The sequence below is a fragment of the Synechococcus sp. CBW1002 genome, assembly GCF_015840915.1.
In the GTDB taxonomy this organism is placed as follows: Bacteria; Cyanobacteriota; Cyanobacteriia; order PCC-6307; family Cyanobiaceae; genus CBW1002.
In genome coordinates, this window is sequence record NZ_CP060398.1 from 3196240 (window position 1) to 3219069 (window position 22830).

At 65.0% G+C, this 22830-nt stretch carries 31 protein-coding genes and 1 riboswitch; of the genes, 17 read left to right on the forward strand and 14 right to left on the reverse strand.

Annotated elements, in window-relative coordinates; translation table 11 throughout:
- Positions 1–14 precede the first annotated feature (14 nt).
- The 4 genes from gndA to H8F24_RS15735 all read left to right on the forward strand — a co-directional run bounded on the left by gndA (position 15) and on the right by H8F24_RS15735 (position 3259).
- Positions 15–1433, forward strand: coding sequence for an NADP-dependent phosphogluconate dehydrogenase (gndA, locus tag H8F24_RS15720; protein ID WP_197170199.1), 1419 nt, complete (start codon positions 15–17; stop codon positions 1431–1433).
- A gap of 76 nt (positions 1434–1509) precedes the next feature.
- Positions 1510–2226, forward strand: coding sequence for a 6-phosphogluconolactonase (gene pgl, locus H8F24_RS15725; protein WP_197155453.1), 717 nt, complete (start codon positions 1510–1512; stop codon positions 2224–2226).
- A gap of 42 nt (positions 2227–2268) precedes the next feature.
- The gene (locus H8F24_RS15730) at positions 2269–2850 is read left to right on the forward strand and encodes a CIA30 family protein (RefSeq protein ID WP_197155455.1); all 582 of its coding nucleotides are present in this window, start codon (positions 2269–2271) and stop codon (positions 2848–2850) included.
- A 4-nt stretch (positions 2851–2854) separates the two neighbouring features.
- Complete coding sequence (locus tag H8F24_RS15735; RefSeq protein ID WP_197170200.1) at positions 2855–3259, forward strand: hypothetical protein; 405 nt, start codon at positions 2855–2857, stop codon at positions 3257–3259.
- Between the two features lie 23 nt (positions 3260–3282).
- Here H8F24_RS15735 and ilvD read toward each other — a convergent pair whose 3' ends face one another.
- The 3 genes from ilvD to upp are packed head-to-tail and all read right to left on the reverse strand — an operon-like array spanning position 3283 to position 6088.
- Positions 3283–4953 (reverse strand): dihydroxy-acid dehydratase, encoded by a 1671-nt coding sequence (gene ilvD, locus H8F24_RS15740; protein WP_197155459.1) that lies wholly within the window; start codon positions 4951–4953, stop codon positions 3283–3285.
- A 45-nt stretch (positions 4954–4998) separates the two neighbouring features.
- Complete coding sequence (locus H8F24_RS15745; protein ID WP_231597892.1) at positions 4999–5391, reverse strand: hypothetical protein; 393 nt, start codon at positions 5389–5391, stop codon at positions 4999–5001.
- A 34-nt stretch (positions 5392–5425) separates the two neighbouring features.
- Positions 5426–6088 carry a uracil phosphoribosyltransferase gene (gene upp / locus H8F24_RS15750; protein WP_197170201.1) on the reverse strand — a complete coding sequence of 221 codons (663 nt, stop codon included), beginning with the start codon at positions 6086–6088 and terminating at the stop codon, positions 5426–5428.
- Positions 6089–6213: 125 nt separating this feature from the next.
- Here upp and H8F24_RS15755 point away from each other — a divergent pair, with 125 nt between their 5' ends.
- From H8F24_RS15755 to H8F24_RS15770, 4 genes are all read left to right on the forward strand, one after another.
- Positions 6214–6729 (forward strand): pentapeptide repeat-containing protein, encoded by a 516-nt coding sequence (locus tag H8F24_RS15755; protein WP_197159267.1) that lies wholly within the window; start codon positions 6214–6216, stop codon positions 6727–6729.
- A 127-nt stretch (positions 6730–6856) separates the two neighbouring features.
- Positions 6857–7003, forward strand: a riboswitch (cobalamin riboswitch).
- Positions 7004–7023: 20 nt separating this feature from the next.
- Positions 7024–7716, forward strand: a complete 693-nt coding sequence (locus H8F24_RS15760; RefSeq protein ID WP_197170202.1) for a HupE/UreJ family protein — start codon at positions 7024–7026, stop codon at positions 7714–7716.
- A gap of 8 nt (positions 7717–7724) precedes the next feature.
- Complete coding sequence (gene cobW, locus H8F24_RS15765; protein ID WP_197170203.1) at positions 7725–8825, forward strand: cobalamin biosynthesis protein CobW; 1101 nt, start codon at positions 7725–7727, stop codon at positions 8823–8825.
- Between the two features lie 56 nt (positions 8826–8881).
- Positions 8882–10018 carry an IS5 family transposase gene (locus H8F24_RS15770; RefSeq protein ID WP_197169629.1) on the forward strand — a complete coding sequence of 379 codons (1137 nt, stop codon included), beginning with the start codon at positions 8882–8884 and terminating at the stop codon, positions 10016–10018.
- A gap of 187 nt (positions 10019–10205) precedes the next feature.
- Here H8F24_RS15770 and H8F24_RS15775 read toward each other — a convergent pair whose 3' ends face one another.
- Entirely contained in the window at positions 10206–10586 is a 381-nt protein-coding gene (locus H8F24_RS15775; RefSeq protein WP_231597894.1) for a hypothetical protein, read from the reverse strand.
- Positions 10587–10686: 100 nt separating this feature from the next.
- On the opposite strand from H8F24_RS15775, the gene purS reads away from it, so the two are divergent.
- From purS to H8F24_RS15790, 3 genes are all read left to right on the forward strand, one after another.
- Entirely contained in the window at positions 10687–10944 is a 258-nt protein-coding gene (gene purS / locus H8F24_RS15780; RefSeq protein ID WP_197155482.1) for a phosphoribosylformylglycinamidine synthase subunit PurS, read from the forward strand.
- 75 nt (positions 10945–11019) lie between these two features.
- Positions 11020–11673 (forward strand): phosphoribosylformylglycinamidine synthase subunit PurQ, encoded by a 654-nt coding sequence (gene purQ / locus H8F24_RS15785; protein ID WP_197155484.1) that lies wholly within the window; start codon positions 11020–11022, stop codon positions 11671–11673.
- 157 nt (positions 11674–11830) lie between these two features.
- Positions 11831–12697, forward strand: a complete 867-nt coding sequence (locus tag H8F24_RS15790) for an LD-carboxypeptidase (RefSeq protein WP_231597895.1) — start codon at positions 11831–11833, stop codon at positions 12695–12697.
- Between the two features lie 159 nt (positions 12698–12856).
- On the opposite strand, the gene H8F24_RS15795 is transcribed toward H8F24_RS15790, so the two are convergent.
- A complete protein-coding gene (locus H8F24_RS15795; protein ID WP_197155488.1) occupies positions 12857–13447 on the reverse strand; it encodes a peroxiredoxin in 591 nt (196 codons plus the stop codon).
- Positions 13448–13667: 220 nt separating this feature from the next.
- On the opposite strand from H8F24_RS15795, the gene H8F24_RS15800 reads away from it, so the two are divergent.
- Complete coding sequence (locus H8F24_RS15800) at positions 13668–13967, forward strand: hypothetical protein (RefSeq protein ID WP_197155490.1); 300 nt, start codon at positions 13668–13670, stop codon at positions 13965–13967.
- Positions 13968–14103: 136 nt separating this feature from the next.
- Here the strand turns inward: H8F24_RS15800 and H8F24_RS15805 are convergent, their stop codons facing one another.
- From H8F24_RS15805 to H8F24_RS15820, 4 genes are all read right to left on the reverse strand, one after another.
- The gene (locus H8F24_RS15805) at positions 14104–14340 is read right to left on the reverse strand and encodes a hypothetical protein (RefSeq protein ID WP_197170206.1); all 237 of its coding nucleotides are present in this window, start codon (positions 14338–14340) and stop codon (positions 14104–14106) included.
- A gap of 87 nt (positions 14341–14427) precedes the next feature.
- Positions 14428–14736 carry a chaperone modulator CbpM gene (locus tag H8F24_RS15810; protein WP_197155494.1) on the reverse strand — a complete coding sequence of 103 codons (309 nt, stop codon included), beginning with the start codon at positions 14734–14736 and terminating at the stop codon, positions 14428–14430.
- Positions 14729–15679 (reverse strand): DnaJ C-terminal domain-containing protein, encoded by a 951-nt coding sequence (locus tag H8F24_RS15815; RefSeq protein WP_197155503.1) that lies wholly within the window; start codon positions 15677–15679, stop codon positions 14729–14731. Before H8F24_RS15815 ends, H8F24_RS15810 begins: the two co-directional genes overlap by 8 nt.
- A 16-nt stretch (positions 15680–15695) precedes the next feature.
- On the reverse strand, positions 15696–17078 hold the full coding sequence (locus tag H8F24_RS15820) for a glutamate decarboxylase (protein ID WP_197170207.1): 1383 nt from the start codon (positions 17076–17078) through the stop codon (positions 15696–15698).
- A gap of 90 nt (positions 17079–17168) precedes the next feature.
- Between H8F24_RS15820 and H8F24_RS15825 the strand changes: the two genes are divergently transcribed.
- Positions 17169–18086 (forward strand): carbon-nitrogen hydrolase family protein, encoded by a 918-nt coding sequence (locus tag H8F24_RS15825; protein WP_231597896.1) that lies wholly within the window; start codon positions 17169–17171, stop codon positions 18084–18086.
- A gap of 109 nt (positions 18087–18195) precedes the next feature.
- Here H8F24_RS15825 and H8F24_RS15830 read toward each other — a convergent pair whose 3' ends face one another.
- Positions 18196–18528 (reverse strand): helix-turn-helix transcriptional regulator, encoded by a 333-nt coding sequence (locus H8F24_RS15830; protein WP_197155509.1) that lies wholly within the window; start codon positions 18526–18528, stop codon positions 18196–18198.
- Positions 18529–18632: 104 nt separating this feature from the next.
- Between H8F24_RS15830 and H8F24_RS15835 the strand changes: the two genes are divergently transcribed.
- Entirely contained in the window at positions 18633–18884 is a 252-nt protein-coding gene (locus tag H8F24_RS15835) for a hypothetical protein (protein ID WP_197170209.1), read from the forward strand.
- A 70-nt stretch (positions 18885–18954) separates the two neighbouring features.
- Positions 18955–19251: a hypothetical protein gene (locus H8F24_RS15840; protein WP_197155513.1), complete on the forward strand. Its 297-nt coding sequence runs from the start codon at positions 18955–18957 to the stop codon at positions 19249–19251.
- A 21-nt stretch (positions 19252–19272) separates the two neighbouring features.
- On the opposite strand, the gene H8F24_RS15845 is transcribed toward H8F24_RS15840, so the two are convergent.
- The 3 genes from H8F24_RS15845 to H8F24_RS15855 form a co-directional block, all read right to left on the reverse strand.
- Positions 19273–19488 (reverse strand): chlorophyll a/b-binding protein, encoded by a 216-nt coding sequence (locus H8F24_RS15845; protein WP_197155515.1) that lies wholly within the window; start codon positions 19486–19488, stop codon positions 19273–19275.
- A 72-nt stretch (positions 19489–19560) separates the two neighbouring features.
- Complete coding sequence (locus tag H8F24_RS15850) at positions 19561–19821, reverse strand: hypothetical protein (protein WP_197170210.1); 261 nt, start codon at positions 19819–19821, stop codon at positions 19561–19563.
- Positions 19822–20065: 244 nt separating this feature from the next.
- On the reverse strand, positions 20066–20485 hold the full coding sequence (locus H8F24_RS15855) for a hypothetical protein (RefSeq protein WP_197170211.1): 420 nt from the start codon (positions 20483–20485) through the stop codon (positions 20066–20068).
- Between the two features lie 226 nt (positions 20486–20711).
- Between H8F24_RS15855 and H8F24_RS15860 the strand changes: the two genes are divergently transcribed.
- Positions 20712–20855, forward strand: coding sequence for a chlorophyll a/b-binding protein (locus H8F24_RS15860; protein WP_197170212.1), 144 nt, complete (start codon positions 20712–20714; stop codon positions 20853–20855).
- 255 nt (positions 20856–21110) lie between these two features.
- Here the strand turns inward: H8F24_RS15860 and H8F24_RS15865 are convergent, their stop codons facing one another.
- Positions 21111–21485, reverse strand: a complete 375-nt coding sequence (locus H8F24_RS15865) for a DoxX family protein (RefSeq protein WP_197170213.1) — start codon at positions 21483–21485, stop codon at positions 21111–21113.
- Positions 21486–21920: 435 nt separating this feature from the next.
- Between H8F24_RS15865 and H8F24_RS15870 the strand changes: the two genes are divergently transcribed.
- On the forward strand, positions 21921–22457 hold the full coding sequence (locus tag H8F24_RS15870; RefSeq protein WP_231597897.1) for a thermonuclease family protein: 537 nt from the start codon (positions 21921–21923) through the stop codon (positions 22455–22457).
- Positions 22458–22830 lie beyond the last annotated feature (373 nt).

Here is a 22830-nt window from a genome sequence, read left to right on the forward strand (position 1 = left end):
TCAATTTCGAATTCATGAGTAAGGCGCATTTCGGCCTCATCGGTCTCGGCGTGATGGGAGAGAACCTGGTGCTCAACGCCGAGCGCAATGGCTTCTCCAGCGTCGTCTACAACCGCACCACCGCCAAGACCGACGAATTTCTGGCCGGCCGCGGTGCCGGCAAGGACATCGTGGGCGCCGCCACCCTCGAAGAGTTTGTGGCGGCCCTGGAGCGGCCGCGCCGCATCCTGATGATGGTCAAGGCGGGGGCACCGATCGACGCGATGATCGCCCAGCTTTCACCGCTGCTTGAGGAAGGCGACCTGCTGATTGATGGCGGGAATTCCCTCTACACCGACACAGAACGCCGGGTGGCGGAACTCGAGAGCAAGAGTTTCGGCTACATCGGCATGGGTGTGAGCGGTGGCGCCAAGGGCGCGCTTGAGGGTCCCAGCATGATGCCGGGGGGCACCCGCGCCGCCTACGACGCCATCGAGTCCCTGGTACGCAAGATGGCCGCCAAGGTTGAAGACGGCCCCTGTGTGACCTACATCGGGCCCGGCGGTGCCGGCCACTTCGTCAAGACCGTCCACAACGGCATTGAATACGGGATCGAGCAGATTCTGGCCGAGGCCTACGACCTGATGAAGCGGGTGGCCGGCCTCAATGGCGATGCCATGGCCGACGTGCTTGGCCAGTGGAACAGCATGGAGGAGCTCGCTTCCTTCCTGGTCGAGATCACCGAAGTCTGCCTGCGCACCAAGGATCCCGAGAGCGGAGCCGATCTGGTGGAGTTCATCGTCGATGCGGCCGGCCAGAAGGGCACCGGCCTCTGGACGGTGGAGAGCGCCCTGCAGATGGGGGTGCCGGTTCCCACCATCTACGCGGCTCTCAATGCCCGTGTGCTGAGTTCCCTGAGGCCGGAGCGCCTGGCGGCCGAATCCGTGCTGGCGGCACCGGCACCCCACAGCTTTGATCTGGGCGAACCGGCCTCGGGGATGGAGCCCCTCAGGGATGCCTGCATCCTGGCCTGCATCGTGAGCTACGGCCAGGGCATGGCTCTGCTGCAGGCGGCCTCAACAATCCACGACTACCAGCTCGATTTCTCGGCCATCGGCCAGATCTGGAAGGGAGGCTGCATTATTCGGGCCCGCCTGCTCCAGCGGATTCAGGATGCCTATGCCACTGATCCAAACCTGCCCAACCTGATGCTCGATCCCTGGTTCGCCGACCAGGTGAACCGCCGCCTGCCGGGCCTGCGCCAGGTGGTGGCCGGCGCCGCCCTGGCGGGCATTCCGGTGCCCTGCCTGAGCAGCAGCCTCGACTACATCGACAGCTATCGCACCGGCCGCCTGCCCCAGAACCTGGTGCAGGCCATGCGCGACTGCTTCGGCTCCCATACCTACGAGCGCACGGATCGCCCGGGGAGTTTCCACACCGAGTGGCTCGATTGAAGACAAGCCAACCGACGGCAACACAGCCATCGGCAACACAACGGAACGCCACGCACCGGAGCTGGAGCTGCCTGCCATGACCACCTACCGCCTTGTCGTTACCTCCTCCGCTGACGACCTCGCCCGTCGTGTTGCCGAGACGATCGCCTCTCGCCTCGATCTGGCACTGGCCGAACGCGACCGCGCCCTGATCGCCCTGGCGGGTGGCGAAACACCTCGGGCGGCTTACACCCTGCTGGGACAGGAACACCTGCCCTGGGAGCGGGTGGATGTGCTGCTCGGCGATGAGCGGATGGTGCCCCCGGATGCTGCGGCCAGCAATGCGCGCATGCTGCGGGAAACCTTGTTGGAGAGTGGACCCGGTCACGGCGCCCGCTTCCACCCGGTTCCCACCGAGGTCGGCTCGGCTGAGGCCTGCGCCGAGGCCTACACCGCCCTGCTGGCTCAACTCAGCCCTGGTGCCATCCCCATCTTTGATGTGGTGCTGCTGGGCCTGGGCGATGACGGCCACACCGCCTCCCTGTTTCCTGGGACGGCAGCCTGCCTGGAGCGGGTCAAGCCGGTCACGATCGGCGAAGGCAAAGGGCTGCCGCGCCTCAGCCTTTCAGCCCCGGTGCTCTCGGCGGCACGGCAGGTGATCTTTCTGGTGAGCGGCGCCACTAAGGCGGAGGCCCTGCGGCGCTTGCTGGATCCCCAGGAATCCGTGGAACGCACCCCAGCCCGGCTGGTAAGTCCGGCCACTGAGGTGCTGATCCTGGCCGATGCCGCTGCCGCCGGCACGGCGACTGCCTGAGAGGCGCCAGGATTGGCTGAAGCCAGTTCTGGTTCCTTCGTCATGGCGTCTTCCAGCCCCTCCACCGAAAAGCCCGCGTCGCTCACCCTGGTGGCCGGCGATGGCTTCAGCGGCTGGCATGCCCTCAACGACACCGTGATGGGGGGCCAGAGCCGCGGCAGCACTCAGGCGGGCAGCGGTGGGCTGGTGTTCGATGGCGAGGTGATCGAAGCGGGCGGTGGCTTCATCAGCTGCCGCTCCCCCGTGTTCGGCCCGCCGCTCGATCTGTCGGCCTACGCGGCCTTTGAACTGGATCTCAGGGCCGATGGCCGCCGCTACAAGCTGGCGGTTGCCTGCGCCGATGGCCTGGGTGGCATGACGGAGCTGATCCCCGGTGGTCTGCGCTGGGTCGCGGAGTTCGCCACCCAACCCGCCGGTGAGCTCAGCCGGATCAGGATTGCCTTTGCTGATCTGCGGCCATCGGTACGGGCCAGACCCCTGGGGCTGCCCCTGCGCTTCGATCCCAGCCGGATCACGCGCCTGCAGCTGCTCCATTCCCGATTCGCCGATGATGGCGGCTCCAACAGTGGCTTCCGTGCCGGGCCGATCCACCTGGTGATTGAAGCGATCCGGGCCGTGGCCTGAGGCGATGGCCACCGATCTGTCCCAACTGGTGGCTGCCGCCGCCGACCTCTGCCGCAAGCCCCTGCGCCATGCCGTGCTGCTCGATCGCGAGGCTGATCAGGTAGCTGGTCCGCCGCACGAAGACCTGGGCGACTGCTGCCTGCGCCTGGAGGCACGGGCGATCGATGGGGAACGTCGGCCAGACGATGACCTGGATCTGGAGCTCTACCGCAGTGGTGGAACCCTGAACCTCACTCTGGCCTGGCGCCACGACCCGGATCGACCGATGCTCTGGCATGGCAACCATCCGGTCTGGATGGATGGGGTCACCGGTCTGCGTTGTGAGAGGCCCGCCGACGGCGCAGGGCTTGAGGCCCTGGCCCGGCGGTTGCGAGCCCTGCTGGGCTCAAAGGCAGACCCTCAGGCTTGAACTCTCGGAGCTGAGCGCAAGGGTCAGACCGGATCGGTCACAGCCCCGAGGCTGCTGCTGCTGACCAGCCGGGCGTACTTGCCCAGCACACCCGTGCGGTAACGAGGTTCAGGCCTGACCCAGGCGGCACGGCGCCGCTGCAGTTCGGCCTCATCCACGTTGAGCTGCAGCAACAGCTGCCTGGCATCCACGGTGATGCTGTCGCCCTCCTCCACCAGAGCGATAGTGCCTCCCACGGCGGCCTCTGGGGCGACGTGACCCACCACGAGGCCGTAGGAGCCACCGGAGAAGCGGCCGTCCGTGATCAGGGCCACCGATTCGCCCAGACCCTGACCGATGATCGCGGCGGTGGGGCTGAGCATCTCGCGCATGCCGGGACCGCCAACGGGGCCCTCGTAACGGACCACCACCACGTCGCCGGGTTGAATCTGGCCATCGAGGATGGCGGCCAAGGCGGCTTCCTCACTTTCGTAGACCCGGGCCGGGCCAGTGATCACCGGGGTCTTCACTCCTGAGATCTTGGCCACCGCACCCTCCTGAGCCAGGTTTCCCTTGAGGATGGCCAGGTGTCCCTTCGCATAGAGAGGGTTGGAGAGGGGACGGATCACGTCCTGATCGGCGGGGGGCTGGCTGGGAACGTCGGCCAGCACCTCCCGCAGGGTCTTGCCTTCGATCGTGCGGCAATCGCCATGCAGCAGGCCGGCATCCAGCAGCAGCTTCATCACCTGGGGAATGCCTCCGGCTTGGTGCAGATTCACCGTGACATAGCGGCCGCTGGGTTTGAGATCGCAGATCACCGGCACCCGCTGGCGGATCTGCTCGAAATCATCGATCGAGAGTTCCACGCCGGCCGTGCGGGCGATCGCCAGCAGGTGCAGCACTGAATTGGTGGAGCCGCCCACCGCCATGATCACACTGATCGCATTCTCAAAGGCCTCGCGGGTGAGCAGGTCGCGCGGGCGGATGTTGTTGGCGATCGCCTCCACCAGCACCTCGGCTGATCGGGCCGCACTCTCGGCTTTCTCCGGATCTTCGGCCGCCATGGTGGAGCTGTAGGGAAGGCTCAGCCCCATCGCCTCAAATGCGGAGCTCATCGTGTTGGCGGTGAACATGCCGCCGCAGCTTCCAGCACCCGGGCAGGCGTTCTTCTCGATCGCCACCAGTTCCTCCTCGGCGATGCGTCCGCCGGAGAACTGACCCACCGCCTCAAACGCACTCACCACGGTGAGATCGCAGGGGCCGAGCTTGCCGGGCTTGATGGTGCCGCCATACACAAAGATGGCCGGAATGTTCATGCGGGCCATGGCCAGCATGGCGCCTGGCATGTTCTTGTCGCAGCCACCGATCGCCAGCAGCCCGTCCATGCTCTGGGCGTTGCAGGCGGTTTCGATCGAATCGGCGATCACCTCCCGGCTGACCAGGGAATATTTCATCCCCTCGGTACCCATCGAGATGCCATCGCTCACCGTGATCGTGCCGAAGGTCTGGGGCATGGCCCCGGCGGCATGGGCAGCCTGCTCGGCGCAACGGGTGAGATCGTTCAGCCCCAGATTGCAGGGCGTGATCGTGCTGTAGCCGTTGGCGATGCCGATGATCGGTTTGTTGAAGTCGCCGTCTCCAAAACCAACGGCCCGCAACATGGCCCGGTTGGGTGAACGCTGGATGCCCTGGGTGATGGCAGCGGAGCGGAGCATGGCGGGCGAGCGGAACTGGCTGTGAGAGCAACCTACCGATCCGGCTCAGCTGTCTCCGTTGGAAGCCCGATTCACAGCACGATTACCGTTGGTGGTGAGGCTTTCGAGCTGTCGCCGCACATCTTCAATGGCCTGGTTGAGCTGCTGCACCTTGTCGTGCAACTGGGCCTCGCTGGGGCTGCCATCGCCTGGTCTGGAGGTCAGGCCCTCATCCGAAGATCCGCTGTCCCCGGCTCCAGCGCCCTGCAGGCGTGAGAGGCGCAGCAGTCGCTCCTGCCGCAGTCGCTGGCGGCGGCGATCCGCTTGATTGAGCAGCCACCAGCCCAGTCCTGCCGCCCCCAGTGCCGCACCGGCGAAGGCGCTGAGCACCAGACTGCTTCTGCCATAGCCAGGGTTGCCGCCTGCATCCGGACCCGAGGAACGGCGAGAGGTGGACATGGGCTCTTCCGGTACGGGAGCGACAAACCTGAGCCTAGGCAGCAGCCCCGAGACTGCCGAATAAGCGAAGGACAACGTCGCCGATTCCCGGTGAGAGCCTGCCGGCCGGATCCAGCTCAGCGTCGATGCAGGCGCAATAGATGGTGAGATCCGGGAAAGCTTCAGCGATGGCACTCAGACCGGGACGGGCCGCCAGGGTGGAGATCACCCGCAGCCGCTGGCCCTCCACGCCCCGCTGCTGCAGGCGCTGCAGCACGGCGATCAGGTCGCGCCCATCGCCGATTTCCGGGGCGTAGACCAGCACCCCCACCCGGGAAGCGATCACCGCGGGCAGGGCGTCGAGTGCCCAGAACAGATCGCCGGAGCCGGTGGGTTGCACTGCCACATGGGCCACCGTGGCGACGGGCAGCACGGTCTGGCCTCCCTGCCAGAGCCCCAGCCCGCCCCGCAGCATCGGCACCACCAGCACCGGCACCGAGGCATCCACCACCGTGCCTTCGGTCGAGGCCAGGTCGGTCTGGACGGTCACCCGCTGATGGGGCAACCAGTCGCGCAGGGCTTCGTAGGTGAGCCAGCGTCCCAGCTCGGCCATGCCGGTGGCAAAGAGGGCGGGCGGGGTCTGGGCATCGCGCAGCAACGTGAGCCAGTGGCCGATCAGGGGATGGGGTGGCACCACCACCCGCAGGGACATGCTCATGAACAGGAGGCCGTTGCCAGGGGTGCTCGCGCTGGCGAACCCCTTGGCATAACTTGAAGGGCCACCGTACCCGCGCCGTGATGCTCCGCCGTTGTCTGCGGTTCCTGGCCCGTTGTGGCGGCTGGATGCTCAGCAGGAAGGCCCCACTCGCTCTGCTGCTGAGCACGTCCGTGCTGCTCGCCGGACCCGCCTGGCTCGGCGGAGCCCTTCCAGCTGGGGCGATCACGGCGCCGGAGCTGCGCGGCCAACGGTCCGTCCAGGACCTGCAACCGGACATGCACGGCCGCGACCTGAAGCAGCAGGAATTTCTCAAGGCCGAGCTGCAGGGCTACGACCTCAGCGACACCGATCTGCGGGGTGCCGTGTTCAATTCCAGCAACCTGCGCGGCGCCAATCTGCAGGGGGCCGACCTGGGCGATGTGGTGGCCTACGCCAGTCGGTTTGATGGTGCCGATCTGCGGGACGCCCGGCTGCGCAACGCCATGCTGATGCAGAGCCGCTTCCGCGATGCCGAGATCAGCGGCGCCGATTTCAGCGATGCGGTGCTGGATCTGACCGAACAGAAGGCCCTCTGCAAGCGAGCCAGCGGCTCCAATCCAGTCACAGGCGTCAGCACAGCCGAAAGCCTGGGTTGCCGCTGAGCAAACCTAGCCGAGGCCAGTCGAGCTATGGCCAACCAGACCGAAGCCGACCAAGCCCAGGTGAGACGAATCCCTTGATGCGTTGGATTGCCATGGCGACCGCTGCAAAGCCCGCTGCTTGTCTGACCGCATAGATTCGAGCTCCGGTTTCGGAGGGGAACAGCCTCCGGAGGTAACGGGGAAAGTCCGGTGAAAATCCGGCGCTGTCCCGCAGCTGTGATGGCTCCAGTCCTGGAGCCCAGCCAGAACGCCCACCGGTTGCTCTCTCGATCCCGGCGCGGACCGGACCCCTGCATGTCTTTCCCTGGTTCCCAGGAGGGCTCCGGCCCCCTCTGGCTTCGCACGCCACAGCCCCCGGAATCTGTTGCCCCAGTCCGACGTCTTCGCTCCAGTCTCCTGCCGCTCTGTGGCCTGCCGATCCTTCTCCTGGCTGGTCTGTTGCTGTCGGGGCCGGCACAGGCGCACCATGCCATGGAGCTGATGGGGCTGAAGCCCACGCCGATCCATGGACTGATCAGCGGCCTGGCCCATCCGCTTCTGGGTCCCGACCATCTGCTCTTCCTGCTGGCCCTGTCGCTGGTGGGGCTGCAGCAGCGTGCCACCTGGATGGTGGCCCTGCTGGCCACCGGTCTGGGTGGCAGTGCTCTGGGGCTGGCCTTGCCCAACCTGCCCGGAGCCGAAGCAGCCGTGGCGTTCACCCTCACCCTGGTGGGCCTGGTTCTGCTCGACAGGCTGCCCCGATGGGTTCTGGTGCCTGCCTTTGCCTTGCATGGCTACGTGCTGAGTGATGCCGTTCTGGGTTGGACGGCCGGTCCGACCGGCAGCTATCTGATCGGCCTGATGCTCAGTCAGATGGCTCTGCTGCTGGTGTCGCTCTGGGCGATGCGCCGGGCCGCTGCCAGCCTCACCCCGACCCGCCAGCGCCTGATTGCGGCCGGGCTGATCGGCTGCGGTGGCGCCTGGGCCTGGTCGAGCCTGGTGGGCTGAACCCAACCATGGCCCCCTTGAATTCCCGCCTTCCAGTCACGGTGGTGACCGGCTTTCTTGGCGCCGGCAAGACCACCCTGCTGCGCCATCTGCTTCTGAACAGCGGTCAGCGTCTCGCCGTTCTCGTTAACGAATTCGGTGATGTGGGCATCGATGGATCGCTGCTGCGCGATTGCGGCTTCTGCCCGGAAGAGGAAGCCGAAGGCCGGTTGGTGGAACTGACCAACGGCTGCCTCTGCTGCACCGTGCAGGACGACTTCCTGCCCACCATGACGCGGCTGCTGGAGCGCTCGGACCAGCTCGACGGCATCGTCGTCGAAACCAGTGGCCTCGCCCTGCCGGCTCCGTTGGTGGATGCCTTCCGCTGGCCTGAGATCCGCACCCGCACGCGGGTCCATGCCGTGGTCACCGTGGTGGATGGTGAAGCGCTGGCGGCTGGCCATGTGGTGGCGGATCCGGCTGTGCTGGAGGCGCAACGCCTGGCGGATCCGAGCCTGGATCACGCCACGGCGATCGAGGACCTGTTCGAAGACCAGCTCGAGGCGGCGGATCTGGTGCTGATCAGCAGAGCCGATCGCATCAGCCCAGACGATCTCGATCGCCTGCGCCAGCAGCTCCATCCACGCCTGCGCAGCGCCACGGCCGTTCTGCCGATGCAGCGGGGTGACATCAGCCCGGAGCTGGTGCTGCAGCTCCGCCGGCCAGACGAGGCTGACGCTCATCAGCACGGCGAGCACCTCGACGACGACCACGACCACCATCCCGACGACCACGATCAACACCACGACCACGCCCACGTGGCGATGGGATCGGCGGTGTTGCGCCTGGCCGGCGACTGGTCGCGTCAGCAGGTGGAGCCAGCCATCGCTGAGCTGATCCAGCGCCAGGGGCTGATCCGGCTCAAGGGTTGGTTGTGGCAGCAGGGCCGACCACGCCCCCTGCAGATTCAGGCCGTGGGTCCGCGTCTGGAGTGCTGGTACGAAACCGCCCCCTCCAGCCAGCTGGCCGGCGAGCCTGGGCTTGAACTGGTGGCCCTGGGGCTGGGTCTCGACGCGGAGGCCTGCAAGGTCTGCCTGCTCGATGCACTCGACTCTGCCCCTGCACCTTAAGAGTTTGCTGAAAAACCCGGCCATCTCTGCGAGAATGGGCCAGCTGTCCAGCCCAGATGCGAGGTCAACGGGAGCGCAGCGGCTCCCTGTTCTCCTACGTGTCGATTGAGGATCGGATCCCGGCCGGCCATCCGCTGCGGCGGATCCGCAAGCTGGCCGATCAGGCCCTCGATCGCCTCAATCCCACCTTCTGTGATCTGTACGCCGCAGAAGGCCGGCCATCAGTGCCGCCGGAGCAACTGCTGCTGGCCTCGTTGCTGCAGGCGTTCTACGGCATCCGCTCGGAGCGGTTGCTGCTCGAGCAGCTCCACTACAACCTGCTGTTCCGCTGGTTTGTGGGGCTGAGCCCAGATGATCCGATCTGGCATCCCACCACATTCACAAAAAACCGGGAGCGGCTGCTGAACGAGCAGGTGATGGGGAAGTTCCTGGAGAAGCTGATGGGTGCTCCGGAGGTCAAGCCGCTGCTCAGTGACGAGCACTTCTCCGTCGATGGCACCTTGCTGCAGGCCTGGGCCTCCCATGCCTCACTGGAGCGGATCGATGGGCAGGACGATCCGCCGCCACCGCCGTCAGGCCCTGGCGAGGGTTTTGGCGCTCCAAAGCCCGGCAAGAAGCGAGCGAAAGGGGATTTCCGAGGCATCAAGCTCAGCAACAAGACCCACCGCTCCGGCAGTGATCCCGACGCCTTGCTGGCCCGGAAATCCAACGCCCACCCGGCTCAACCGAGCTACCGGGGTCATGTGCTCATGGACAACCGCCATGCCCTGATCGTCGATTGCAAGGTCACGCAAGCCACGGGCACCGGGGAGCGGGATGCCGCCAAAGCCATGGCCGCGGATCGTCCCGGTGCCCACCAGAAAACCATCGGTGCCGACAAGCACTACGACACCAGGGGCTTTGTCGCCGAGATGCGCCGCATCGGCGTGACGCCGCACGTGGTGCAGAACACCGCCCGATCTGGTGGTTCCGCCATCGATGGCCGCACCACCCGCCACGTGGGCTACGCCAAGTCGATCCATGCCCGCCGCGGCATCGAGAAGGTGTTTGGCTGGATCAAACAGTGGGGAGGTCTGCGCCAGTTCAAGCTGCGCGGCACCGAGAAGGTGAGTGCGGTGTTCGGCCTGAATGTGATCGCCTACAACCTGATCCGCCTGGGCAACCTGCTCAAACCGGCGATGGCGGCGGCGTGAACAGGTGGTTGCCCAGAAGTGTGCCCAGACGGCAGTGATCAGGGAGCCCCAAAGGGGCAAAACACACCAAAAGGGGAGCTCTGAGCCGCTGAAACTCTGAAAACCAGACCGAAATGAGCTGCACCAGCTCTCAGGAGGGAAAAACGCTGCTTCTCAGGCGGTTTTTCCGCAAACTCTTAACGGTGATTCAGTCGAGGGGGATATCACCTCGGGCGCAGAGTCCATCCCAGCAGAGGGAAGCATCGGCGCTCCAGGTGCTCTCCACCTCGCGCCAGCCTCCAGCGGCCTGGTCCTGGCGCATGCGCACGCTGCCGGATCCGTCGTGCTGGAAGTCGTAGCGGCGCTCACCCACCTGCAGCTGCCAGCGCTCACCGATGCTCATCACCGTCATCGCGCAGGGTTGCCAGGGCCCATCGGCCAGGCGGCAATCAAGACTCACGATCGGAGAGCTGGAGCTTGGTTCCGGATCGGAGCCGCCAGGATCCGCCTGGGCCGGCAGTGCAGCGATCGGTCCAAGCAACAGCGCCAGCATCACCACCGGTTGCCACAGATCCAGCGATGGAGACACGGGCAGCACGGCAGGGCAGCTGGTACCCCTTCAAGCTGACTACCGCGGCTGTCAAGGGGGCGATGGGCTGCCAAGATTTAACAAATCTCCGACAGCCCCGGTGCCCCTCTACAGCGCTCGCGTTCAGGTGTCCCTGCGCCCCTCGGTGCTCGATCCGGCCGGCGAAGCCACCCGGGCCGCCGCTGCCCGCCTGGGGGTCGATGGGGTGACGCGGTTGCGGATCGGCAAGGCGATCGAACTGGAGCTGGAGGCGCCGGACCGCGCCACGGCCCAGGCCCAGGCTGAACTGCTCAGCGATCGGCTGCTGGCCAACCCGGTGATCGAGAACTGGACCCTCGACCTGCAGGAGCTCGGTTGATCCAGGCGGCTCCAAAGCGCTTCGGACCAGGCTCGGCTTCACCCACTCGCAGTACCCGCACCCCACTTCCCCCTCATGACCATCGGCATCGTGGTGTTCCCCGGTTCCAACTGCGACCGGGATGTGCGCTGGGCCATGGAGGGCTGCCTGGGTCGCTCCACCCGTTTCCTCTGGCATGAGGAGCGCGATCTCGCCGGGCTGGAGGCGGTGGTGCTGCCCGGAGGCTTCAGCTATGGCGACTACCTGCGCTGCGGCGCCATCGCCCGGTTCGCGCCGGTGCTGCAGGAGGTGCTCGCCTTCGCGGAGCGGGGCGGACCGGTGCTGGGCATCTGCAATGGCTTTCAGGTGTTGACGGAACTGGGCCTGCTGCCTGGGGCGCTCACCCGCAACGAGAAGCTGCACTTCCTCTGTGAACCCAGCCGCCTGGAGGTGCAACCGGGTCACTGCCGCTGGCTCGGCGGCTATGGAGCCGGTGAGAGCATCACCCTGCCGATTGCCCACGGTGAAGGTCGTTATCAGGTGGAACCCGAGCGGTTGAAGCAGCTGGAGGATCAGGGCTGCGTGGTGTTGCGCTATGCCGACAACCCCAACGGCTCCGTGGGCAACGTGGCCGGCCTTACGAATGCCGGTGGCAATGTGCTTGGTCTGATGCCCCACCCGGAACGGGCCTGCGATCCCGTCACCGGCGGCATGGATGGACGGCGCCTGCTGGAGGCGGTGGGCTCCTGAGCCAGCCCGTCTGCAGATGACGTTGCACCGCCGTTCCTTTCTGGCTGCGCTGGGGGGGGCTGGTGGTGTTGGGATGGCGGCGGCGGTCCGAGCGGCAGGGGTTGGCCCAGCAGATGCCCTTTCCCAAGGACCCGCCGGGCAGGCTCCGGCCCTGCCCATGCCACCGCCCCTGACGGCCGGCAGCCGGCTGGTGGCGATCGCACCCGGCACCTGGTGGGAGGATCCCGAATCGGAACAGACCAGCCTGGAAGCGCGAATCGCGAGCGCCGGCTGGGAGCTGCTGGTGCCGCCAGCGACCCGTCAGCGCTGGCACTGGTTCTCGGGTACAGACCGCCAACGCTGCCTGGCCTGGGAGCAGGCGATCGGTGACCAACGGGCGGAGGGCGTACTGGCCGTCACAGCCGGCTGGGGCAGTGCCCGGCTGCTCGAGAGTGGCTGGCAACCGCCGCCTCGGCCGATCTGGCTGATGGGCTTCTCCGATGCCAGCGCCTTGCTGCTGGCCCAGTGCGCGGCTGGTCTGGGCGGCGCGATCCATGGGGGCCTGCACGGCGACGCCGGCCAATGGCAGCGGCTGGTGCACCTGCTGCGGCGCCAGCCGGTCGACCCCCTCCAGGGACAGGGCTGGCGCAGCGGCATCACGGAAGGGCCCCTGGTGGTGACCAACCTCACGGTGGCGACGCATCTGATCGGCACCGCTTGGTTGCCGGATCTGCGGGGGCGGATTGTGGTCTTTGAGGATGTGGGTGAGGCCCCCTACCGGGTGGATCGGATGCTCACCCAATGGAGGAGCGCCGGGCTGCTGGCAGGGGTGACCGGGATCGGACTGGGCCGCTTCCAGTGGACGCCAGACGACGTGATGCCTGGCGATCTCTCGATGGAGGAGGTGCTGCGGGAGCGCCTCGGTGATCTGGGCATCCCCCTGGTGGGTCGATTGCCCGTGGGGCATGGCAGGCCGAATCTGGCCCTCCCACTGGGCCATCGGGCCCGACTGGACGGCGGCGCCGGAACCCTGACGCTGCTGTGAAGCAGCGCTGCGGCGCCAGGTCTGGACGCCAGACATGAAAAAGGGCCCTTTCGGGCCCAAAACCTTGAAAACAAACGACGAGTAGCTGATGAAATCAGCAATGTGGGGCAAAGTTAAGCTGCCACCAGGAGAGAAGCTGCCTGATCTGCTGAGTTGCGATCAGTTCACAGCCGCAAAGAAGTCCTTGCTCTTGACGGGATCCGGATTCATGGTCTTATCGCCAGGGGTCCAGTTAGCGGGGCAGACTTCATCCGGATTGTTGCGGATGTGCTGGAAGGCCTGCAGCAGGCGCAGGGTTTCATCGACGCTGCGGCCCACGGGCAGGTTGTTGATCGTGCTTTGCATGATCACACCATCGGGATCGATGATGAACAGACCCCGCAGGGCCACGCCAGCCTCTTCATCCAGCACCTCGTAGGCGCGGGCGATGTCCTTTTTGAGGTCTGCCACCAGGGGGTAGGCGATATCGCCGATGCCGCCGCTCTTGCGCTCGGTCTGAATCCAGGCCAGGTGGCTGAACTGACTGTCGACCGAAACACCCAGAACTTCGCAGTTGCGGCTGGAGAATTCGCCGTAACTGTCAGAGAAGGCGGTGATCTCCGTGGGGCACACGAAGGTGAAGTCGAGCGGGTAGAAGAAGAGCACCACGTACTTGCCGCGGTACTGGGACAAGGTGACCTCCTGGAACTCCTGGTCGATCACGGCGGTGGCTGTGAAATCAGGAGCGGGCAGACCGACGAGCCGGGACATGGCGGAAGCGAAGTGGGAATCAGAAGGATTGAAAGTCCAGCTGGCAGAAGCGAACAGACTCGAAGCGCGGTCCCAAAATCCCGACCTCGGGCCTGTCCCAATGCGAAGTCGTATCGGCTTCCAGTTGGACTTCAACAATTTATCACGGATCTCGCGTGCCTCGGCGAAGCAGGGCCTAGCGGCGCCGCCATAGGCTGGTGCTACAAGACGCGATGACCCCATGGGCTGGGATCCCCTGATCCTCCGTAAATTCAGCACCACCGGTCATTTCCGGCTGCTGAACCAGCTGCGCAGCGAACTGCAGGCCCATCCCCTGGAGCGGCAGGTGGAGACCGATCCCGCCGCTGGAGCCGGACGGGGCAAAGCCGTGATCCGCACGGTGGCCGTCCGTCGGGGCGGTCAGAGCCAGGGCCGAATCCGTCGCCCCCAGGCCCGTATGGACAGTGGTGGCGCAAGCCTGACCTCCTCAGATGCCGGGCAGTCCTTCCGTGATCGGCTCAACGCCATTGAAATGCGCTGATGGGCCGGCAGGTTCTGCTTGGTCGCCAGGATCTGAAAAGAGTTGTTTGCGGTTCCTGTCCGTCACATCACGATTCTGAGACCGCTGGCCTGCCAACGAAATTCTTGAATTTGCCGTCTGCTTGCCTGGTAGATTGTTAATCATTCAGCAGGTCAAAGATGGCTTTCTGCAGATCCTTCGACTGCTCCAGCTGGTCAAACACCCAGGCCATCGCCGTGGCAGGTTTCTCAAAACCAAGCTCTTTGCAGAGCTTCTGAATGATGACAGAGTGATCCTCATAAAGCGAAAGATCACTGACATTCCGCACGCTGAGGTGGCTACCAACAAACTGCCGCGAGCTGGATTGAATCGGGGAGAGGTCTGACGAATTCATGGCCATCATGAAGGATTTCCTAATTTAGATCAGCTCTCGCAACCAATGCCAAGCCTTTCAGTCGCGTGAAGGCCGCATTCAGCAGACTCAGCGAGGAAGCAGACATTCCAGCTCCCGCAGGCGGTGTTCCAAGGCCTCGATCTTTTCCAGGTAAGTGAGGGCAAGGGCCATGCCGGGGGGGTTGAGGCCAAACGTATTGCGCAGGTCTGCGGCACGACGCGCCTGGTGAATCGTGCAGGAATGAAAGCTCCAACCCGACGCACTCACTCTGGTTTCGAAAACACCGAACTGCACCAACTCCACCACTTCCCCATGCTCCAGGCCTGAGGCCGCCAGTAACTCCTCCAGCTCGACTCGGCTTTCGCTCTCCACCGGAATCAACAGGTCATCAGCCATGGGTCGTAGCTCCAGGGAATGAGGTGCGCGGGTTGAAGGAGGTGGCAGCAGCCAGCTCACGATAGAGCTCCCGTTCGCGGTCGTCGATCTGCTTCGGCATCACGATCTGCAGCACGCAATAGAGATCGCCCGCCCCCTCCTTGCGCTTTGGCAGCCCCTTGCCGGTCAGGCGAAGCTTCTGGCCGGCCTGAGCGCCCTCCTTCACCGTGACACGCACCTGGCCATCAAGGGTTGGGACCTCGATCTCTCCACCCAGGGCCGCTTCCCATGGGGTCACCGGCAGCTCGAGGTAGAGGTCATGCCCCACGGCGCGAAAAAGTGGATGGGGCTGGAGGTGGATGTCGAGATAGACGTCTCCCGCCGGCCCGCCGCCACTGCCTGCCAGGCCCCGCCCGGGAATCCGCAACCGCTCTCCATCGATCACTCCCTTCGGCACCCGAATGCGCACCGTGGTCGAGGCACGCTCCATGGTCCCGTCGGGGCGCAGGCGAGGCTCCTTCCGCTCCAGGGTCACCTGGGTGCCATGGCACACCTCTTCAAGGCTGAGGTTGGCCACAGCCTCCACATCCTGACCGCGGATCGGAAAGCCAGGCCCCCCCTGGTGTCGCCGCTGCGCCGAACGGAAGCCCATCTGCTCGAACAGATCGGCCAGATCCACCTCCTCGCCGGCCTGGCCCTGCCAGAAGCGGGTATCCCAGTCTGGTGATGGTCGGAAGTCTTCACCGGGGCGATGGCGACCCAGTTCGTCGTAGGCCCGGCGCTTTTCCGGGTCGGAGAGGGTCTGGTTGGCCTCACTGATCTCCTTGAACCGCTCTTCGGCTCCCTTTTCCTTGGAAATGTCCGGGTGAAATTTGCGGGCCAGTCGGCGATAGGCCTGTTTGATCTCGTCCTCGCTGGCCCCACGCTCGACGCCGAGAATCTCGTAATAATCCTTGAACTTCATCGGGACTCACTCCTGATCAATGCCGGAAACCAAGTTCGTCGCTGGAAGATGGCAGCGGTGTTTCAGCCGTGGCCAGCCAGGCAAGGTTCCGTTGCACGTCTGCCAGTAACTGGTCGGCCATGTCTTGATTGAAGCCGGCTCGAATCACGAAACGCAGCACGGCACGGTCTTGCAGGTTGGCCGGAAGTGTATAAGCAGGCACCTGCCATCCACGAGAGCGCATCATTTTTGAAAGGTGAAAGACCGTCCAGTTCTTGATGCTCGGATCACACTCCACCGCGAACACGGGCAGCTGGCCGCGGGGATGGCTCACCAGCCTCAGGGGTTCCATCGCTGCCAGGCCATCGGCCAGGTGACAGGCAATCGCTTCGAGAGAGGCCATCCGCTGGCTGTACCCCTGTCGCCCCAGATGCAGGAAGTTGAAGTATTGACCCACCACCTGGGCGCCTGAGCGCGAGAAGTTGAGCCCGATCGTGGGCATCTCGCCGCCGAGGTAATTCACATTGAAGCGCAGGTCTTCCGGCAGATGGTCACCACTGCGCCACAGCACCCAGCCCACCCCGGGCAACACCCCCCCATACTTGTGGCCACTGGAGCTGATCGAAACCACCCGCGAGAGGCGGAAGTCCCACGCCCAATCCGGCGAATTGAACGGAGCCACGAAACCACCGGACGCCGCATCCACATGGATCGGAATGTCAAGACCGCTGCGCTGGTGCAGAGCATCGAGAGCGGTCTGCAGGGCGTCAATGGGTTCATAACTTCCATCGAACGTGCTGCCCACGATGCCGACCACACCGATGGTGTTCTCGTCGCATTGCTTCAGGGCTTCCTCGGGAGTGAGGTGCAACCGGTTCTGCTCCAGGGGCACCAGCCGCGGCTCCACATCGAAATAGGTGCAGAACTTCTCCCAGCAGATCTGGGTGTTGATCCCCATCACCAGGTTGGGGCGCGAGGCGTCCAGACCAGCTCCCCGGCGACGCTCCCGCCAGCGCCACTTTAGAGCCAGTCCCCCCAGCATGCAGCCTTCACTGGAGCCTGTGGTGGAGGTACCAATCGCTTGATCAGGATCGGGCGCATGCCAGAGATCGGCCAGAATCTTCAGACAACGCTCCTCGAGTTCAGCGGTCTGGGGATATTCATCCTTGTCGATCATGTTCTTGTCGGCGCATTCCTCCATCAGGCGCCGCGCCTCGGGCTCCATCCAGGTGCCCACAAAGGTGGCCAGATTCAGCCGTGCATTGCCATCCAGCATCAGATGGTCGTGCACCAGCTGATAGGTCAGGTCTGCCGGCAGACCCTCTTCGCTCAGGCGGTCGCGGGGTACGTCAGCAGCCGGCTTCTGATGACGGAGGCGGCTGCCAAGCTGGGACGTGAGATCCAGCTGAGACGAACGCATGCGCTGGGCCACTGAAGATTGCCTGCAGGGTTGTCTCAGTATTTAAGTCGGAAGGCATCCCCCCATCGGCCCATGGTTCCTCACCATCGCTTGCTCAGTTACACCCTGACCCAGCCACCAGCGGCCGGGGAGGGCATCAGGCTCGGTCTCTGGCAAGGCACGGGTTCGGCTGCCACAGCTGATGCGGTGGAGGAGAACCTCCTACGTCTGGAGCAGGTCTGTGCCCATGCTGCCAGCCTTGGGGTGCAGCTGCTGGCCTTCCCGGAGCTCTACCTGAGCGGTTACATCGTGACGCCGGATCTGGCTCGGCAGCTGGCGGAGCCGCTGGATGGAACCAGTCTCCAGAGGGTGGCGGCAGCCGCCCGCAGGAACGGGCTGGCGGTGGCCTGTCCCTATCCGGAACGGGCTGTGGTGGCCGGAGAGGAGCGCTTCTACGACGCCATTGCCCTGTTCGATCACAGCGGCCGCCTGTTACGCAACTACCGAAAAACCCATCTGTGGGGACCGGATGAAAAACGCTGCTGGCATCCTGGGTACCTGCATCCTGAAGAGGGCCCTGCCTTTTCGGTGCACCCGGTGAACGGGATCTCCGTGGGCTTGCTCAACTGCTACGAAGCCGAGTTCCCCGAGCTCTTCCGGCGACTGGCACTGGAGGGGGCCCAGCTGATTCTGATTCCGACGGCCGCCGACACCTGGGCTGAGCTGAGCACTGGCCAGCGGACGACCCAGCCATACCCCGATGTCTCGAGAACCCTGGTGCCGGCCCATGCCTTCCAGAACGGCTGCTTCGTGGCCTACGCCAACCGCTGCGGGGAAGAACACGTCAATGGTCAGGTCAAGGCGGCGTATCTGGGCAACAGCATCATTTGCGGGCCCCACGGCGACACTCTGGTGGCTGCCCGTGCCGAGCCCACACTGTTGATGGCTGACTGCCTTCCTGGTGACTACGGCCCAAGCCATCCAGAAAACACCAACTATCTCAAGGATCGGCGCACGGATTTGTATTGAAACCTGCCTCCCCGGCAGCGGGCACCCGACCAGCCACGAGACCGGCCAGCCGGGCGACATGGCTTGGCCGGCTGGTGCTCAGCTCACTGGATCGCCGGTGTGATGGTGCTCATGGGCAGGGGGTAGCGGGCGTGCTGCACTGGGCACCCAGCTCCGCCAGCCAACCGCGCAGCTGTTCGATCGCTTCAGAGCGCAGGCGATAGTAGATCCAGCGGCCCTCCTGACGGTCGTCCAGAAGCCCGGCCTGCTTGAGCACCTTAAGGTGGAAGGAGAGCTTCGACTGGGCCAGGCCGAGGTCAGTGGTGAGATCACAGACGCAGCGCTCGCCGCTGCCGAGGGTTTCGATCACCCGCAGGCGCAGGGGATCGGCAAGGGCCTTGAGCAGCGCTCGGGCCTGGTCGGCCTGCAGAGAAGAGCGGGCAACAGCGCCGGGAGAGCTCATGTGCATAGCGATACCTATTTAATCAATTCTAGTTGATTTATGGTCGGCACACCCCGTGCCTTCCGGATGACGATCGGCATCACCGGCTTCGGTCGCATCGGTGCATGAACCAGCACACCGATCCCACCGCCGTGCCCTGCAAGGTTGCCGGTGTCGACCTGATGCTCGACTGCAGCGGTCGGTTCAAGACAGCCGAAACCCTTGGGCCCGACTGCGCCGAACCGGGTCTGAAGCGGGTGATCGTGGCCTCCCCCGTGAAGGGGGTGATCGCCGGCGAGGAGGCGCTGAACGTGGAATTCGGCATCGTCACTAAGCTCGGTGGTGCTCGGCACTGCTGGTGGGGCTGTCGAAGCTGACCAGCCTGCGGCTGCCGGTGCCGCAGGGCTGACGCTCCGCCGCCAGAGTGCAGCACCCATTCCCTGATCGATGACGCCGACCCGTGAGCAAATCCTTGCTGCCTCCGCCGGCTGGGTGGCGGTTGTCCTGAATGTTCTCCCCGGCCTTGGGGCCGGCTATCTCTATCAACGCCGCTGGAAGGCGTACTGGATCACATCAGCTCTCGCCACCGCCTGGTTCGTATCTGGAGCCGTGTTGGGCCAGAACGCCGATGCGGCAGCCGAGGCTCAGAACCAGTTGGTGGGGCTGATCGGTCTGGTGCTGTTGGCCACCGTCACCGCAGCAGAGGCGGGCCTGGCCGTGAAGCGGGTCCGACAGAGCAGCTGACGATGGGTCTGCGGAGGGCTCTCAGCCCAGGTACCAGCGCAGCAGCGCCAACACCTGCCCGGCTGGCCCATGACCCGTGATCCACTCACCAGCAACCGCCGCAGCAAAACCGAGCATGGCGACGCGGCCATTCAGCCGCTCCACGCCTGCCAACGCTGCTGCATTCCAGGGTCGGCTGGTGGTGAGTCCTTCTCCGAACCGCTCCAGCGGCTCGTAGTGGAACGAACGGTCAGGCAAGGGAGTGCTGCGGAGGTGCTCAGAGCCTATGGGTCCGCCTGCGCGGGCCTGCTCACAGAGGGATGTCAGTGGTCACAACCCAGGGAGGCAACGCGCAGCTCCTGGATGGTGCGTTGTACGGGCGCGAGGAATGGGAGGAGGGCCAGGCTCTGCCCCAGAGTTGCCGCCACCGCAGTTGAGGGTGTTGATCGCGGCGAAGAAGGGCTCTGAATCACCGGCCGGGCGCGACGGCACCACCACCACGGCCACGGCCACGGCATCGTCGAAACTCACGATTGTCAGCCGGTCGGAAGCGGTGAGCTGCTCCATCAACCGCTCGGTGAGACACTGCAACCAGCGGAGACACCGTTCTCCCGGGGGCGGGGATCGAGACGGTGCCGCTGATGTGACGCTTCATCCCTCGCAGCCAAGCCAGCGGCTGGCCGCCATGTGGCTGGTTGCCACCGGAATGCGACGAGGCGCGAGATGGGGGAGACGGGGAGCCCAGGGAATCAGACCCCTGAGCAGCAACGCGCGCAGAGGAGCGGGTCGCGGAAGGAGCATGAAGCGATTGAAGGTACGCAAGAGCCGGCTTGCCTCAACCCGGATTGGCGCTGTCTTCCGCATGGGCCCGCAGCTCTGCGAGGCCATAGACCCCGCGATCGTCAGACAACGTTTCGGGTTGCAGCAGGGGAAGCAAACCCGGCCCACCAGGAGGGGAAAGGGCTGGCCACAGCGTTTCAGCGTCTGTAGAGACCAGCCCCCGGAGCTCCGAAGCCAGCACCAGGAAGAACACCGGCACCAGATGCAGGCCCACCAGCATCACCGGGATTGCCGAGCGGACGCCGCTCCAGCCCAGCGCCAGCCTCACCGAAACCGGCCCCCGGCAAGACACCCGCACCCGAGGCCGGCCCACCGAAACCACCGGCACCCACTCCGGGTTCTCGATCCAGTCCTGCCCCTGCCGCTCCGAACCCAGCACCGGGAGCCAGTCCAGCTCCTGAAGCAGGACCCCCAAGGCCGCCTGGATTCGGCCTGGCCAGCCCCGATCCAGGCGCTGACAGGGAGAAGGCCAGGCCAGCGGCCATCCCAAGCCAGACGTTGCGGATTCCGGTCATGGCTCAGGCCTGGCGGATGCCCTCAAGACCTAGCAAGGGCTTCTGATCGGGGCCGGCCAGATCAGACAGGCTCTGTCCCGATCGCTTCAAAATCTGTTACAATTCAAGAAACAAACCGCAATACCCATGACTGACTCTTCGACCCGCTTCGGCTTTGTGGCCTTCGCCGAGACCTGGAACGGCCGCCTGGCCATGCTCGGTTTCGTGATCGGCCTGGGCACCGAGCTGCTCACCGGCCAGGGCATCCTGTCCCAGATCGGTCTGGGTTGATCATCATGAGTACCGATTACACCGCTGCCATCACCGGCCTGATTGCTCTGGTCGTGGTTCTCACCGGGATGGTGACCTTTGTGCTCAGCCGCCCCAGCGATCTGGCACCGACGAACTCCCGCTGATCTTCCAGAGCTTCGCCCTGGCATGAATCCCTGACAACCCCTGGGCACTGCCTAGGGGTTGTCCGTTGTCCAACTCTGGGGCAATTCCTTCCCTGGTTCCATCGCTCCGTTCGCTGGGCTTGGCAGCTGTTCAGGCCTTGTTGTGCTGATCAGCCACCAGCAGAAGACCACCCATGATCGCCAGGTTCTTGAGCAGCTGAATCCTCTCGCCGCTGTCATTCACATCAGCGTGGAAGAGCAGCGTGGTGGGTACAAGAAACACCAGCAGCAGCACCGCTCCCAGTCGTGCTTTCCAGCCACTAATCACCAGCACTGAGCCTACGGCCATCAAGGCCATGGCGATCCCCAGCAACAACGGTGCCAGCGGCAATCCCTTGGCGGCAATGGCACCAGCCACGCCGGTGAAGCCCGTCAGCTTGCCGATCACCGCATGGATGAACACCAGGCACAGCAGCACCCGCGCGATTCGGTTCAGCAGGGAGAGACCCGATGGCTGCGCACGCATGGGTGTCGGTTCGTTGTGACGGCATTGTGGGGTGCCGCGCACTCCCTGGGTGTGCAGAACCCGGCTCTGCAACAACACACGACTGGCTTGCAGCTCACCGCCACCGAGCTTGGATGGAGGATGGTGTGAGCGGAGCTCCTGACGCTGGCACCTGGGGCCAGAGATCCAGTGGGGCTTCCCGTCGGATCCTGGGCACCTAGCTGGAGCGGTGGCTTGTGGGCCGGGCTCGTGAACGGTGCCATGGACGTGTGCCATGGACGGCGACGTTGACACATGCCAGGGAAGCCAGTGATCCGTTGAAAGTGATGGAGCAGGGGCCGGATCGTCAGCGCACTCCTGGCTGTTGCTGGGATGGGGTGTCATCCATGGTCTGGAGTCTTCCGATTTCGATGGATTCACGATCGGACGGGCGACGGCCTCGGGCAATCGCGGTACATGCCTGACATCCAGACTGTGGCGATGGCCCGCATCCTTCTTCCACTGCCTGGCCTTCTGGGGTTGGTCACCCTGTTGATGCCGTTGGCCGGCGCCCAGACGGCTCAGCCCCCGATCAGTCGTGCCACGGTGCTCTCGATCGGCGATGGCGACACGATCCGTGTCAAGCAGGCCGGCCGGCTGATCACGGTGCGGCTGGCCTGCATCGATGCACCGGAGTTGGATCAGAGCCCCTACGGCCCTCAGGCCCGCCGGTACCTGCAGATGCGTCTGCCGATCGGCACGCCGGTGGCGCTGGCGGTGAAAGCAACTGACCGCTACGGCCGCACCGTGGCCGAAGTGATCGGCGCGATCAACCTGGGTCTGGCGCTGGTGGAAGACGGCCAGGCCTTCGCGTACCGCAAGTACCTGGGCCAGTGCGACTCCAAGGAGTATCTCGACGCTGAGTACCGGGCCTCCCGGCATCGTCATGGTGTGTGGCAGGTGCCTGGAGGGATCACCAGGCCCTGGGTGTTCAGACGGAAGGGATCGTTTTAATCGCCACCGCCACCGCCACCGCCGGCTCCTGCTCTGACTCCGGCTCCGGCTCCGGATCGAACGCCGCAGCAATCGGCTGAAGCTGGCGTCAACTTCCTGGTAGGGGGCACCCGCCTGCCGGGCTCGACGCGGTGGATCCAGCACTGCCCCGTGGATGAGGATTCGCGGGTGAGGCTCTGGCTCTCCCAGTAGCCGCTCGCTCTTCTTGAGGGTGACGAAGCACACGTCACAACGCGTCGCCTCATCGAAGCTGGAGATTCCTGCGAAGCTGCACCCAGGCTGTGCAGGATCTTCCTTGGTACCGGTCAAGGTCACGTCGCTTGATCCGATGCGCAGTGGTCCATGCAAGGCATGATTCGCCCAGCCCGATCGT